The organism is Virgibacillus halodenitrificans JCM 12304 (genome assembly GCF_001310895.1).
Lineage (GTDB): Bacteria > Bacillota > Bacilli > Bacillales > Amphibacillaceae > Virgibacillus_Q > Virgibacillus_Q halodenitrificans.
Genome location: NZ_BAZS01000013.1, coordinates 13,270 through 27,137, shown reverse-complemented (window position 1 = coordinate 27,137; position 13,868 = coordinate 13,270). Strand labels below are relative to the sequence as shown.

The following is a 13,868-nucleotide window of genomic DNA, read 5'->3' as shown; positions in this document are numbered from 1 at the left end:
TGTTTTCTATAGTTAATAATATTTAACCTTTATTAACTTTCCTTAAACATACGAACAAAAGAATAATGTAGTTAAAAATGAAATTTTAGCTTATTAAATTGCGCGATTTACCAATTCACCAGGAACTAAATCTATTTCTTTTTGTCATTTGCTACTTTATATCTTTCTTAATCATTTTTAAAAATGAAACAACTATAATTAACAAAATAATAGTAAATGGCAACGCTGAAATTAATGAGGCTGTCTGCAAAGCATTTAACCCACCTGCAAGCAGTAATACTACAGCAATAGCTGTTATTAGCACACCCCAGATAATTTTTACTATTAAAGCTGGATTCAAGCTTCCTCTGGAGGTCATACTTCCCAGGATATAGGTAGCTGAATCTGCAGAGGTAACTAAAAATGTAAAGATTAAAAAGATAGACAAGAGAGAGAGTATTGTTGTCATTGGGAGATTCCCAAACGTTTCAAATAAAGCAACAGCAATATCCCCATTAACAGCTTCAGCTATCTGAGTACCATTAAATAAATCGCTATGAATCGCTGTTCCTCCAAATGCAGCAATCCATAAACAAGCAATTGCCGGAGGTACAACCAATACACCAAAAACGAACTCTCGTATAGTTCTACCTTTAGATACTCTTGCAACAAAAGCACCCACAAAAGGTGACCACGCTGTAGACCATGCCCAATAAAATATAGTCCAATCACGTACCAAGTATCTTCTGAATATGGGGTTAGCCGAAGACTGTATTGTATAAAGTTTGTAAAATAATCTCCGAGACCAAGTACAAACGTATCTAAAATAAATACAGTTGGTCCAGCAAAAAATACGAAAATCAGCAACAAAAGGCATAGGCCAAGATTTAAGTTACTTAGCCATTTAATACCTTTATTAAGACCTGTACTGGAGGATAAAAGGTAAGTTACTAGCATAACACCAGCTATTGCTACTTGTACCACGATTGAATTTGGAAGGTTAAAAACAGACTTTAATCCTCCATTCATTTGTAGTATTCCTAATCCAAGAGATGTAGCAACACCCATTACTGTAGCAATAACTGCTAAAGAGTCTATTGTTCCACCTAATGCTTTATTTTTACCGACCACCGGCTGAATCGCTGTAGAAATTAAGCCTTTTTTCTCTTTTTTAAATTGAAGATAGGCAATAACCAAGCCAACCACAGCAAAGACTGACCACTGGCTTACCCCCCAATGGAAGAAAGCATACCCCATTGCAGTTCTTGCAGCTTCTTCGGTTTGGGCTTCTATAGAAGGAAATGGTGTTTCAAAAAAATGACTCATTGGCTCAGCTACGCCCCAGAATACCAGGCCCGCTCCAAAGCCTGCTGAGAAAAGCATACCAATCCAGGTGAAAAAGGAGTATTCTGGCCGTGAATTGACTGGCCCTAAACGGACTTTACCATATTTACTGAATGCTAGACCAACAAGAAATATAATAAAGATAAAAACAGCTAAGAGGTAAAACCAGCCAAATGAACTGGTCGTGAATGTAAAGAGCTTATTTGCAACAGAACCAAATTTATCTGGCAAAATTGCTCCAATAATAACAAGCAATAAAACGATGATTGCGGATACATAAAGTACGGGATTTTTAAATGTTTTTTTTGTGTTCATAACAGATCCTTTCCATTGATTTTTTTATGTAATGTAAACTGTAAATATAGATCCGTTTACATATATGTATTATAAGTACCCCGGCAAGAAAAAATGAAACGCTTTATTTCTTCTTACAGACATTAAATCGAACTTATTATATACAGCAACGGACTATTATTTACATTAACATAAGCTAGTAAGGTAACTAAAGCGAAATATTAAATTCGCAGTTGGAGTAAAATGCGATGTAGTGGTGGAGCACCAAATCTCGCTGCGGAAAATTATTACGCTTTCCGCGGGCGGCCTGCAAGCCTCCTCGAACTCGGGCCTGCAGGATGCTGGTTACAAAGGCGTTGTCACAGGACGTGACGAACTTAGCCTTTGTTCCTAATTAGTTCCGTTCTGCGGGGTCTCGCTAGTCTCGCTTTTCCCGCAGGACAAGGAAAGCTACGTCAGCAAGGCATCGCACGAAGAAAATGTGCCTTTCCATTTTCGAGGAGTCTTCATATTTCCCCTTCGCTAAGGTGTATATCTCAAAAATTAAAGATAAGAGCTACTTATTCAATTCTTAAATACCTCAAATTAATCAATAGCACATACCAATTGATTGGAATGGAAGATGACGACTCCTGCCGGAATAGCATGAGCTGAAGACCCTGCACGGAGCGTAGCGGAGGAAGCGGCTGAAGCCATGCCGGCGGAAAGCGTTCATCTGTAATGGAAATCAATGGCGATAGATGATCATCAAAACGTATTAAAATATATTTTAGTGGTGTACCTTTTAGAAACAGTAATTTACAATACTTACAGTCACGTCCAAGTTTATCTATTTTGCGAAACACCGGATAATTTCAACATATATATTTGAACACAAAAAAATCCACCCTTTAAGGATGGATTTTTTGTTTATTATCTAACTCTTCTTACATGTCCTTTGAACGTGTCTTTCCAGTAACCACTGTTCATATTGGCAACTGCTACACCAGTTGAGCTTTGTGATCCAATAAATCTTCCGCCACCTAAATAGATTCCAACATGACCATTTGTTTTATATGTGTTAAAGAATACTAAATCACCAGGTTGTGCATTACTATATGAAACTTTAGAACCTACTCCAGATAGACCGCTAGTGCTTGCCGGGACTGAAACTCCACCTTGAGAGAATGCCCATGATACGAAACCTGAGCAATCAAATCTTCCTCTTGCGATATCAGAAGCACTTCTTCCGCCACCGAATACATAGACAGAATTACCAATATATCTGTTTCCGGCATTTAAGATTGCACTCATTCCACCACTGCCTTTAGAAGCTGTTGGCGCGGAAGTATTACTGCTCCCTTTACTCTTCTCGCTACTTAATGTAGACAATTGAGAACTTGAACTTTCAGAACGATTTGATGAAACAGCTTGTGCTGGTGGTGCAGTAGCTGAAGAAATATTTTGCTTTACTTCTCTTTCAAGAGAAGCAAGGTTACTATCTTTAATTTGCAATTCTTCCTTCATCGTAACAAGTTCACTTTTCTTTTCTTTAAGGGATTTCTTTTTTTCTACATTTTGTTTCTTTTGTTCATTAATAGTAGATTGCATATCTTCCAATTCTGCTTTCATATCTTTCAAGTTATCGAGCTTATCCACTACTTTATCTTGTTTTTCCTCAATTTCTTTTTTATCTGCTTCCTGTTCTTCCATAAGTTTAGCGTCGGAATCAGCAATTTTATTTACAGCAGATACTCTGCTGATAAAATCTCCAAAGCTTTGAGCTCCAAATACTACTTCAAGATAGCTAATATCTCCGCCACTTTTCTGATAGGAAACCATTCTTTCCTTAAGAATCTCAAATCGTTTTTCAATTGCAGCTTCTAAATCGGCAATTTCCGCTTCTAATTTTTCTACTTCTTCTTTTGTTTTTGAAATGGACTGCTCTGTCTCATCCATTTTTGCTTTATTTTCCTTTAAAGCATCGTTTACTCTTTCAATATCTTTATTAAGTGTCTCTAATTCTACTAAAACTTTTGATATTTTTTCTTCCGCTTCTGATAGATTTGCTTTCACCTCAGAGCGATCATTTTGTATTTGTTCTTGTTTATCTTTCAAATTATTCACTGTTTCAGCATGGACATTTGAACTGAAAAATGCACTACTCAAACCAACTACTGCTACAGTAGTCATTGTCATTATTGTTTTTTTCAACTTCTCTTCCCCGCTTCCTAATTCACATCCGCAACCACGTTATGTATGTATGTGTATGTCTCTCTCTCTATCTATCACTTAAAACATTGCGAGAATGTGTATAATATATAAGTAGTATGTAGTCCTCACTATCTTTAGGACATTTGTAGTATAACATCCATATTTTTCACTCATGTTATGACAATGTTACAATTATATTTCAATAATGACATTAAACCTCTTTTTATATAAAAAAATACTCCTTTCTTCGTAGAAAGGAGTACTTTAATGTAATTTAGTTAGTAAATTGCTCTTCTTCTGTAGATCCCTTTAAGGCCGCAGTTGAGGAAGTCCCTTCTGATATTACTTGAGCTACTTCGTCAAAATAACCTGTACCAACTTCTCTCTGATGTCTGGTAGCGCTATATCCATGTTTTTCACTTGCAAATTCTGCTTGCTGTAATTCAGAATATGCTGCCATGCCTCTATCTTTGTATTTTCTTGCTAGGTCAAACATACTATAATTGAGGGCATGGAAGCCTGCTAATGTAACAAATTGGAATTTATAGCCCATTTTTCCTAATTCTTTTTGAAATTCAGCTATTTTAGTATCTGACAATTTTTTCTTCCAGTTAAATGAGGGAGAACAGTTGTAAGCTAGTAATTTATTTGGAAATTTTTCATGAATGGCTTCTGCAAATCTTTGCGCTTCTTCCAAATTAGGCTCTGATGTTTCACACCAGATGAGATCCGCATATGGTGCATAAGCTAATCCTCTTGCAATCGCTTGATTCAAACCAGCTTTTGTTTTGAAAAATCCTTCTGGTGTACGTTCACCTGTAATAAATTCTGCGTCATATGGATCAATGTCACTTGTAATTAAGTCAGCAGCATTCGCATCTGTTCTGGCTATAATAACAGTTGAAGTTCCCATTACATCAGCTGCAAATCGTGCTGATATTAAATTTCTTACAGACGTTTGAGTAGGTAAAAGAACTTTCCCGCCTAAATGTCCACACTTTTTTTCAGAGGACAGTTGATCCTCGAAATGGACTCCTGAAGCACCAGCCTCTATCATTGCTTTCATTAATTCAAATACATTTAATTGGCCTCCAAAACCTGCTTCCGCATCTGCAACAATTGGAGCAAACCATTCAATGGAATGATCTCCTTCCGCATAATGTATTTGATCTGCACGCTGTAATGCCTGATTAATTCGTTTTACTACGTTAGGTACACTATTTACAGGATACAAGCTTTGGTCCGGGTACATTTGGCCAGCCATATTTGCATCCGCTGCTACTTGCCAACCACTCAGATAAATTGCCTTTAATCCTGCTTTTACTTGCTGAACTGCTTGATTCCCCGTCAGGGCCCCTAATGCATTAATATAAGGTTCATTATTAATTAGTTCCCAAAGCTTTTTAGCTCCCCTGTCTGCAAGTGTATACTGCATATCAAGTGATCCACGTAGACGAATAACATCTTCCGCCTCATAGGGTCTTTCTACACCTACCCACCGCAACTCATTATCCCACTCTTTTTTTAATACTTCTGCACGATTATTAACCATTATTTATTTCCCCCTTTTAATAATTGCTTATATGCAGGCAATGTAAGAAATTCAGCAAATTCATCCTGGTTAATTAACTGATTAAATAGCTCTGCAGCCTGATCAAACTTGTTATTCTTATAAACATCCTCACCAACTTGATTTTTAATTTTAACTAATTCTTCCTTCATCATTTTATCTACTAGTTCTGTAGAAATATTTTCCCCATTATTCAACTTCCCTTTCGGATGGCGAATCCATTGCCAAACCTGAGCCCGTGAAATTTCTGCCGTTGCAGCATCCTCCATTAAGTTATTGATAGGAACTGCTCCTCTTCCCATAAACCATGCTGCTATATATTGAATTCCCACGTTAATATTGGTTCGCAGTCCTGCTTCCGTAATCTCCCCTTTTGGTGGTTCCAATAAATCTGTTTGTGTTACTTGGACATCCTCTCTTTTTCTAAAAAACTGGTTTGGTGTCGGCATTCGTTCATTAAATACTTCTTTGACCAACTGTACCATTCCAGGATGAGCAACCCATGTGCCATCATGGCCGTCATTTACTTCACGTTGTTTATCAGCACGAACTTTATCATAAGCGAGTTCATTCGCCTTTTCATCATTTTTCACTGGTATATGTGCAGCCATCCCCCCCATTGCAGGAGCATTACGTTTATGGCAAGTTTGGATGGCCAATAAAGAGTAAGCTCTCATAAAGGGAACCTCCATTGTCACTACCGAACGATCAGGTAAAAGTATTTCAGGATCCTGATGGAATTTTTTCAAGAAACTAAAAATATAATCCCAACGGCCACAATTCAATCCAGCTGAGTGCTCTTTTAATTCATACAATATTTCATCCATTTCAAAAGCTGCGGTTATAGTTTCAATTAACACAGTTGCTTTAATCGTTCCCTGTGGAATACCAAGCTCATTTTGAGAGAAGACAAAAATATCATTCCATAAACGTGCTTCAAGATGATTTTCAATCTTAGGAAGATAAAAGTATGGCCCTGTTCCCCTACTTAATAATTCTTTCGCATTATGATAAAAATAAAGGCCAAAATCAACTAGGCTTGCTGAAACAGGTTTCCCATGAAAGGTAATGTTTTCTTCTTCCATATGCCAGCCCCGAGGTCTGACAATAAGCACAGCTGTTTCATCATTCAATTTATATTGCTTTCCTTTTTCTGATTGAAAGTCAATCTGTCTGCGAATGGCATCCCTTAAATTCTGTTGCCCATCCATAACATTCTCCCATGTCGGAGAAGTAGCATCCTCAAAATCAGCCATAAATCCAGTTGCTCCCGAATTCAATGCATTAATAATCATTTTTCGATCAACAGGTCCAGTTATTTCTACTCTTCTATCTTTTAAATCTTTTGGGATGGGGTCAATGGTCCAATTGTTATTACGTATTGCTTCCGTTTCTGATAGAAAATCAGGCTTCTTTCCTTCATTCATCTTTTCCTGTAACTGAGTCCTTATTTTTAGTAAATTAATTCTTCTCTCATTAAAATGCAGATGCAGTTTTTCAATAAATTCTATAGCCTTCGGATCTAAAATTGCTTCATACTTTTTCTCAGGTATAATCGTTAATTCCTCACTTTTCATTAACATCATCTAACCTCCTTGTTATGATACAATAAACCTTTAATTATATTGTTGTATAACAGTAATACCAAAAAAATTAGTCTTCCTTTTTAGAGAGACAGTAATCGCATTCCATAAGATAACTCTTTTCTTCCATCGGCTTTCCACACTCAGGACAAGTTCTTTTCGTCATTTCTACTCCCCCCTTATATATAACAGTTTTATTAATCTTTATTTTGTTATAATACAGTCTATTCGATTATTTTAAAAATTGCAACCCTTTTTCAGGAAAATATTTGATTATTTTACTTTCATGTTGGAAAATAGATAATGCAATAAGCTAAGAAATACGATAAAGACAACGTTTAATTGAGGTGTAGTTTCATTGAAAAAAATTGTAGGGGGACGAGTAATTAAGACAGGGGTTGCCATATTTTTAACAGCTTGGATATGTGAGCTACTGGATTGGCCACCGGTATTTGCAGTAATTACAGCAATCGTTTCTATAGAGCCAACTGTTTCTGATTCCATCAAAAAGGGTGTTATTCGGTTTCCTGCATCAGCAATTGGTTCAGCCTATGCTGTATTTTTTATTTCTATATTCGGTAACTCTCCACTAACTTATACCTTGGCTGCTGTCTTCACCATCGTGACTTGTTTTCGTTTAAGGTTACATGCAGGTTTATTAGTAGCAACATTAACAGCAGTAGCAATGATTGAAGTAATTCATAGTAACTTTTTATTCTCTTTTTTCATTCGTCTTGGTACAACTACTGTTGGTTTATTAGTATCAACTGCTGTAAATATGTTTGTGCTGCCACCAGATTACAAGAATGACATACAGAATAATATCCAATCCATGGCGAATCGTACTGGGAAAATTATTGAGAAAGTATTTAAAGACATTTTAGAAGATAGGCATGATGATCAAGATGAAATAGAAAAGGAAATGGTAGCCGAGTTGGATAAAAAAATCCTACAGACGGAGCTATTGATAAGGTTTCAGAAAGATGAATCCAAGTACCATCCACTAGCAGCTAGTGAAAAGCAGCAATTCCAAAAAGTTCAAGACCAAATAGTGAGGCTGCGCTTAATTCACTACCATATGGATAATCTCATTAATAGTCCTTTAAGAGATATTTCCTGGTCTGCAGAGGAAAGAAAGATTATTCTTCATGCTGTAACAGAATTGACGAAAGCATTAAGTGATCCCACTTACTATCAACCTGAAAAACATCAATTGGAATTACAACAAATTACTGAAATTTTTTGGGAGGATAATGAAGAGATTACAAAAGATAGTGACAAGCATCCAACAAAATTTCCGCCTGAACTTATTATTCTTTATGAATTAGTTGCGGTTTACAATCTTGTAGATCGATTTTATAACATTAAATAGGCTGGCATAACTAAGTAATATTTTTAAGTAAAAATTCAAATGTAGGTATGATTTGATCAAAATAACCGCGTCACTAAGTAGTAAAAAATAAAAATCCGAACCAAGATTTATTAATTAAATCGGTTCGGATTTTAGTTTTTTATTAGTCTCTTTTTAGTTGAACGTTTAACTTCAAACCAAATTATTGTTAAATGCATAAATAACAGCCTGGGTTCGGTCCTGTACTTGTAGTTTTCCCAATATATTACTTACATGTACCTTTACAGTTTTTACCGCAATAAATAATTCATCTGCTATTTCCTGGTTGGACTTCCCCTGTGCGATTAGTAATAAAATTTCTGTTTCCCTATCTGTCAACTGATTATGAAGGTATTCATCATTCTTTGACCGCATTCGGTTCATAATCTTTCCAGTCACTTCCGGCTCCAATATAGACTGACCTTGATAAGTTGCCCGAATCGCTTCTGCTATTTCACTTGCTTTAGACGTTTTCAACATATAACTTGCTGCCCCCGCCTCCAATGCAGGATACACCTTATCATCATCAAGAAAGCTTGTTACAATAATGATTTTTGCTTCCGGCCATTGTTGAATAATCTGTCTGGTTGCTTCTATTCCATCCATCTCTTTCATCACAAGATCCATTAAGATAATATCAGGTTTTAGCTTCAAGGCTAATCTGACAGCATCCCCTCCATCATCCGCTTCGGCAATTACATTTATATCTTTCTGTGCAGATAAATATGCTGAAACACCGATCCGCACCATTTCATGGTCATCGGCAAATAAGACATTAATCATGGTGCTTTCCCTCCTTGCCTAAATTAGGAACTTTTATTTCCATTCTAGTTCCCTCTCCTGGTATACTTATTATTTTAAATGAGCCGCCGATTTCAAAAGCTCTTTCCCGCATATTTTGCAAACCATATGAGTTTGTTTTAACAGTATCTATATTAAAACCAATTCCATTGTCAACCACCCGAAGGATAACCGTCTCATCTCTTTCCATAAGTATTACTTCAAGATTAGTAGCTTTTGAATGTCTTAAGGTATTCGAAACCGATTCTTGGGTAACACGAAACAGTTGGTCTTCAACACCCTTATCTAAATGAAATGCTTCAATTTTCCAGGTAATCTTCATCGGTACTTTTTCAGTAAGTTCTAGTAATAGTTCCTTAATTCCCTCGTGTAAAGACTTACCTTTTAATGCGACTGGTCGTAAATGAAGTAACAAAGCTCGCATCTCCATTTGGGACTGTTGAATCATATTTTCAACAAGGTGAAGCTGTTTTCTAACTGGTGTAGAAGTATTCTCTTCATTAATCGCAGACATCATCATAGATGCGGCAAACAACTGTTGACTAACGGAGTCATGCAATTCCCTTGCAAGCCTGTTTCTTTCCTGCACTACCACTTCCTGCAAACTCTTCTCTCTCTCTGTTGCCCTGTCAGTGGCCAGACGCTGAGCCGCTTCTGTTTGATCTCGGATTTTTTCCTGAATCTCTATTAGAAAAGTTTCTATTTTCTTTATCTCTTTAAATTCTGACGCAGCTTTTACCTTTCTGCCTTTCAATAACTCATCCATTTGTTTTTCTATATGGCGAAGCCGCTGTTGCCAATATGTACCTGTAACTATACCAATTATCGATCCGCCGACAAATGGTATACCAAACAAAATAACAAGATAATTGACTTCACCTACTTTTGTCCCGGCTATCAACGACCAGTCGTTAACAAAAACGAATAATGTAACAACAGTTACAATAAATGTCAAGATAAAACCAAGTAGAACAGCAGTGATGATATGACGAATAACTGTATTCATATTCGCTTCACCTCGATGTCTCCAGAGAAAACGGAAGTGATTATCTTTACGCGTGTTTGTGATTCATCATACTTTTCTGTCTTGTATATTAATGACTGATTCATTAGTTTTGTATGGTACTGATCTAAAATTTGGGCGCGGCCAAAGAAAGAGCTATGAAGAATGCTAACTTCTATGTCATATGGTACATAGATTTCTATATTACCAGCCATGTGACGAATAGATATAACAGCTGTGTCATTAGGAAGAACCGTATTACTAAGGTCAATCACTCTATCCCCAATTATTCCATGGATATTTACATCTCGCCAATGGTAAGCTGAGTCATCCGTTTTGTCTCCTTTAAAAAACGAGTTATCAAATAGCGGCTCTACCTTTAGTACAGCAGAATCTGCAATATCCTCTTTTTGATTTGGTGGTATAGTTGGATAGGTTACTTCTGTATTTTTTTTGGATTTAGAATAATTCATTATAAATAAAATGATGGCAGCAATAATCAGAAAGCGTACAGCAAGCATATTTAAAATAGAAAATGCAGCTCCTGCTATACCAAACCAAAAAAATATTTTCCCCCATAGTTGGAGGAAGTTTTTCCATCCAATATAGATAAAAAGTGCACAAAACAAAGCGGATGCGATCATCCCACCATGAAAAAAGGTTAACTCAATAATAAATAGGATAACGCCAATGATTAATATCCAATTAAGTGTATTTGTATTCAAATGCTTAAACATCAAGCGTCCTCCTTTATTTAAGTAAAACAGGCACAGATACCTGCGCCTGTTTAAGTATATCATCTTTTCTATCTACTCCACAGATTCTTTTTCCTTTTCCATCTTGCCTTCCATTTCTTTTTCTAATTTAGCTATCTTGCTGTCAAAGGTAGTACGGTAATACGCGCTATTTACTTTATACTCCAGGCCTTCAATATACCCTTCCATCTCGGCAAATTTAGAGTATGGCTTTTCTGCAGAAGAATCGACAACTTTATTCATTTGATAATTTGCTTTTGCAATATTTTCTCGGCCCATTAACTCCATGCGTCGTAAGTGCATATCTTTTAATTTATGTTTCATTTCTTCATATTTTTGTTCCAATGTTTCCAATTGCTTCGCTGCTTCTTCATACGATGCTTTCATTCTATCTGCTCGCAATTGGTATTCTTCATGCTCTTTAATGGCAAACTCATACATTTGTTGTTCTTCTGCTTTTTCAGCAATGCTAGCTTGTCTTAATCGCTTTTCTGCCATATCTTTTGCTTGAATATATTCTTTGGTGAATTCCTCCTTTAATTTATATTGACGATCAACCAATTTCCTTACTTTTTCCTTTTCTTGTTCACTTTGTCTTAAGTAATGGTTTAATGCCGCAATAGGGTTCTTTTGTTCTTTTTGATCCATCAAGTGATGAAGGTCTGTAGTAATAGAATCTTTTATTCGTGTAAATATGGAAGTCATTATAATCTCTCCTTTTAATTGTTTAAATCTGCCCATTGACGTTCAAAATTAGTAAACGGGTCGTCATCTTCCATTACCTTAACAACTGAGTCGTCTGCATCTTTTTTCCAATTACTTACGATTAGATAGAGGATATAGGCTGCTGCCACACCAATAACCGCAAATATGTTCGAAAAAGTGATACTCAGAATGACGAGTCCTAAAACGATCCAACCAATTTTCCCGGTAATAGAATCACTTTTAACAAATTTTTTAAATACCACATACAACAACCAAATGCTCAATCCTAACAAAATCAGTGGTCCAATATTTGCAATTAAAACAAACAATGCAATTAAACCAGCTACAAACAATAGAAATTTTTTCACCTTTACGCCTCCTTTCAATATCATAATTTAATTTTATTGGTAAGAGGATTTTTTGGTAATGAACCTAAGCAATATTTCTGACTAGGTCTTGAGGCGTAATAGCATGTAAACTTGCTCGGGTTATAGGGGTAAAAAAAGAACTGACTCCCTTTAAATAATGAAGCTTAACAGTTACATCATTTTATTTAAGTTACTATACAGTAGGAGGAAAATGCGAACTAGTGTAAGAACAATTAATAGCATAGCGGAGGTAATGCCGGAGAACAAACTAATCGGCAGCAGAGCAAGACTATCCGCCGGAAAGCAAACTAATCGGCAGCAGGTGAAGATAATCCGCCGGAGAGCAAATTAATCGGCAGGAGATCAAGACTATCCGCCGGAGAACAAATTAATCGGCAGCAGATGGAGATAATCCGCCGGAGAACAAATTAATCGGCAGGAGAAAGAGATAATCTGCCGGAGACATTCGCAAACAAACTTACTTCGCTTTCTATCCATACTGGGACTATTATAAGAGCTCTCTATGTAAAAAGACATAGCAGAGGGGTTACTCTACTATGTCTTTCTTTTTTTATTAAGCAGTCTTTATTTCAAGCTCTTTCTTTTTATTTTTCTGCTGTAAGCTTAGCATGGCTACGAATGAGATGCAGTATAACAGTGCAAGGTATGTCATTGCCACTGTCATATCAAAATGCTGTAAAATAAAACCAACTAATATAGGTGATAGACCACCGACTGCGCGACCAAAGTTAAAAATGGTATTCGTTGCTGTACTTCTTATGTGAATAGGATAATAGTTACTAATAAGTGCTCCATAACCAGCAAACATTCCATTGGAGAAGAAACCGACAATGGCCCCACCAATAAGTACTGCTGCTGCCCCATGTGCATAGGAATAAATAAATACGGCTGCCGCTGATGCTAGGAGGAAGATACCATATGCTGTTTTGGTACCAAACCGATCCATGAACTGACCAAACGTAAGCATTCCCAGAATCATCCCTACGGCGGTGCTTATTGTCCATATTGCTGAACTGGAAACTGATAAGCCTTGGGATTGTTGAAGCATGGATGGCAGCCAAATCATTAACCCATTATAACCAGCAATCTGAACTGTTGCCATTAATGCTAAAGCTATCGTAGTAAAAGCTGTTCTTGGATTATTTACCAATTGGATAAGTTTTCCTTTTTCTTCTTTTGTTTTATCCTTTTGTTTTTCTTTTTGGGCAGCAACCCATTCTGGAGATTCATCAAGGTTGCGTCTTACTATAAAAGCAAAAATGACAGGTAAAATACCAATAAAGAATAACGCTCTCCATCCAAGTGTAGGAAGAATGATTGCACTTAATAAAGCTGCTAGTATAACTCCATATTGTGCGCCAATACTTACATAGGAAGATGCTCTACCCTGTTTATTTTTTGGCCAAGCCTCCGCTACTAGTGCCATTCCAATTCCATACTCACCGCCAGCTCCCAGTCCAGCTATAAAGCGAAAAACGTAAATTTGTTCGATGCTTGTTGCCAATCCAGTCAAAAATGTCCCTATAGCAAATAAAATAATGGTGTACGTAAAAACTCTTACTCTACCATATTTATCTGCAAGTATACCGAAAATTGCTCCTCCGGCAAGCATACCTATATTTGTAATGGAAGATATAAGACCCCCTGTTGCCAGGTCGATATTAAAGTTTGTAATGATCATTGACATAGCGAAAGAAATAAACATAATGTCCATTCCTTCTAAAGTTAAACCTGCTGTTGATGCAACTACTGCTTTATTACGATATTTCATGTTGTACCACCCTCCAGTTTTTGATGTGTTTCTTGTAAGGCTCTGAAGAATGGATGAGGTATCCATTCCCTTTTCAAGTCTCACAGGACAA

13 protein-coding genes and 1 pseudogene are annotated in these 13,868 nt (G+C 36.6%); 2 read left to right on the top strand and 12 right to left on the bottom strand.

Annotated features, from left to right (window positions below; translation table 11 throughout):
• Positions 1–151 precede the first annotated feature (151 nt).
• The 6 genes and pseudogenes from JCM12304_RS08655 to JCM12304_RS19380 form a co-directional block, all read right to left on the bottom strand.
• Positions 152–1,638, bottom strand: a pseudogene (locus JCM12304_RS08655) (BCCT family transporter).
• A gap of 539 nt (positions 1,639–2,177) precedes the next feature.
• Positions 2,178–2,462 carry a hypothetical protein gene (locus JCM12304_RS19740; RefSeq protein ID WP_218185780.1) on the bottom strand — a complete coding sequence of 95 codons (285 nt, stop codon included), beginning with the start codon at positions 2,460–2,462 and terminating at the stop codon, positions 2,178–2,180.
• 67 nt (positions 2,463–2,529) lie between these two features.
• Positions 2,530–3,810, bottom strand: coding sequence for a coiled-coil domain-containing protein (locus tag JCM12304_RS08650; protein ID WP_172675274.1), 1,281 nt, complete (start codon positions 3,808–3,810; stop codon positions 2,530–2,532).
• Between the two features lie 274 nt (positions 3,811–4,084).
• Positions 4,085–5,362, bottom strand: a complete 1,278-nt coding sequence (gene aceA, locus JCM12304_RS08645) for an isocitrate lyase (protein WP_019377603.1) — start codon at positions 5,360–5,362, stop codon at positions 4,085–4,087.
• Entirely contained in the window at positions 5,362–6,957 is a 1,596-nt protein-coding gene (gene aceB / locus JCM12304_RS08640) for a malate synthase A (protein ID WP_060679858.1), read from the bottom strand. Before aceB ends, aceA begins: the two co-directional genes overlap by 1 nt.
• Positions 6,958–7,033: 76 nt before the next feature.
• Positions 7,034–7,129: a hypothetical protein gene (locus JCM12304_RS19380; RefSeq protein WP_019377605.1), complete on the bottom strand. Its 96-nt coding sequence runs from the start codon at positions 7,127–7,129 to the stop codon at positions 7,034–7,036.
• 192 nt (positions 7,130–7,321) lie between these two features.
• Here JCM12304_RS19380 and JCM12304_RS08635 point away from each other — a divergent pair, with 192 nt between their 5' ends.
• A complete protein-coding gene (locus JCM12304_RS08635; protein WP_060679799.1) occupies positions 7,322–8,335 on the top strand; it encodes an aromatic acid exporter family protein in 1,014 nt (337 codons plus the stop codon).
• A 171-nt stretch (positions 8,336–8,506) separates the two neighbouring features.
• Here the strand turns inward: JCM12304_RS08635 and JCM12304_RS08630 are convergent, their stop codons facing one another.
• From JCM12304_RS08630 to JCM12304_RS08610, 5 genes are all read right to left on the bottom strand, one after another.
• Positions 8,507–9,136 (bottom strand): response regulator transcription factor, encoded by a 630-nt coding sequence (locus tag JCM12304_RS08630; RefSeq protein ID WP_060679797.1) that lies wholly within the window; start codon positions 9,134–9,136, stop codon positions 8,507–8,509.
• Positions 9,129–10,160, bottom strand: a complete 1,032-nt coding sequence (locus JCM12304_RS08625) for a sensor histidine kinase (protein WP_060679795.1) — start codon at positions 10,158–10,160, stop codon at positions 9,129–9,131. The genes JCM12304_RS08630 and JCM12304_RS08625 overlap by 8 nt, the downstream gene beginning before the upstream one ends.
• Complete coding sequence (gene liaF / locus JCM12304_RS08620; RefSeq protein ID WP_060679793.1) at positions 10,157–10,894, bottom strand: cell wall-active antibiotics response protein LiaF; 738 nt, start codon at positions 10,892–10,894, stop codon at positions 10,157–10,159. Before liaF ends, JCM12304_RS08625 begins: the two co-directional genes overlap by 4 nt.
• A 72-nt stretch (positions 10,895–10,966) precedes the next feature.
• Positions 10,967–11,617, bottom strand: coding sequence for a PspA/IM30 family protein (locus JCM12304_RS08615; RefSeq protein WP_060679791.1), 651 nt, complete (start codon positions 11,615–11,617; stop codon positions 10,967–10,969).
• A 14-nt stretch (positions 11,618–11,631) separates the two neighbouring features.
• Positions 11,632–11,985 carry a lmo0954 family membrane protein gene (locus tag JCM12304_RS08610; protein WP_060679789.1) on the bottom strand — a complete coding sequence of 118 codons (354 nt, stop codon included), beginning with the start codon at positions 11,983–11,985 and terminating at the stop codon, positions 11,632–11,634.
• 211 nt (positions 11,986–12,196) lie between these two features.
• Between JCM12304_RS08610 and JCM12304_RS19375 the strand changes: the two genes are divergently transcribed.
• Positions 12,197–12,337, top strand: a complete 141-nt coding sequence (locus JCM12304_RS19375; protein ID WP_157360451.1) for a hypothetical protein — start codon at positions 12,197–12,199, stop codon at positions 12,335–12,337.
• Positions 12,338–12,559: 222 nt separating this feature from the next.
• Here the strand turns inward: JCM12304_RS19375 and JCM12304_RS08605 are convergent, their stop codons facing one another.
• Entirely contained in the window at positions 12,560–13,777 is a 1,218-nt protein-coding gene (locus JCM12304_RS08605; RefSeq protein WP_040955976.1) for an MFS transporter, read from the bottom strand.
• Positions 13,778–13,868 lie beyond the last annotated feature (91 nt).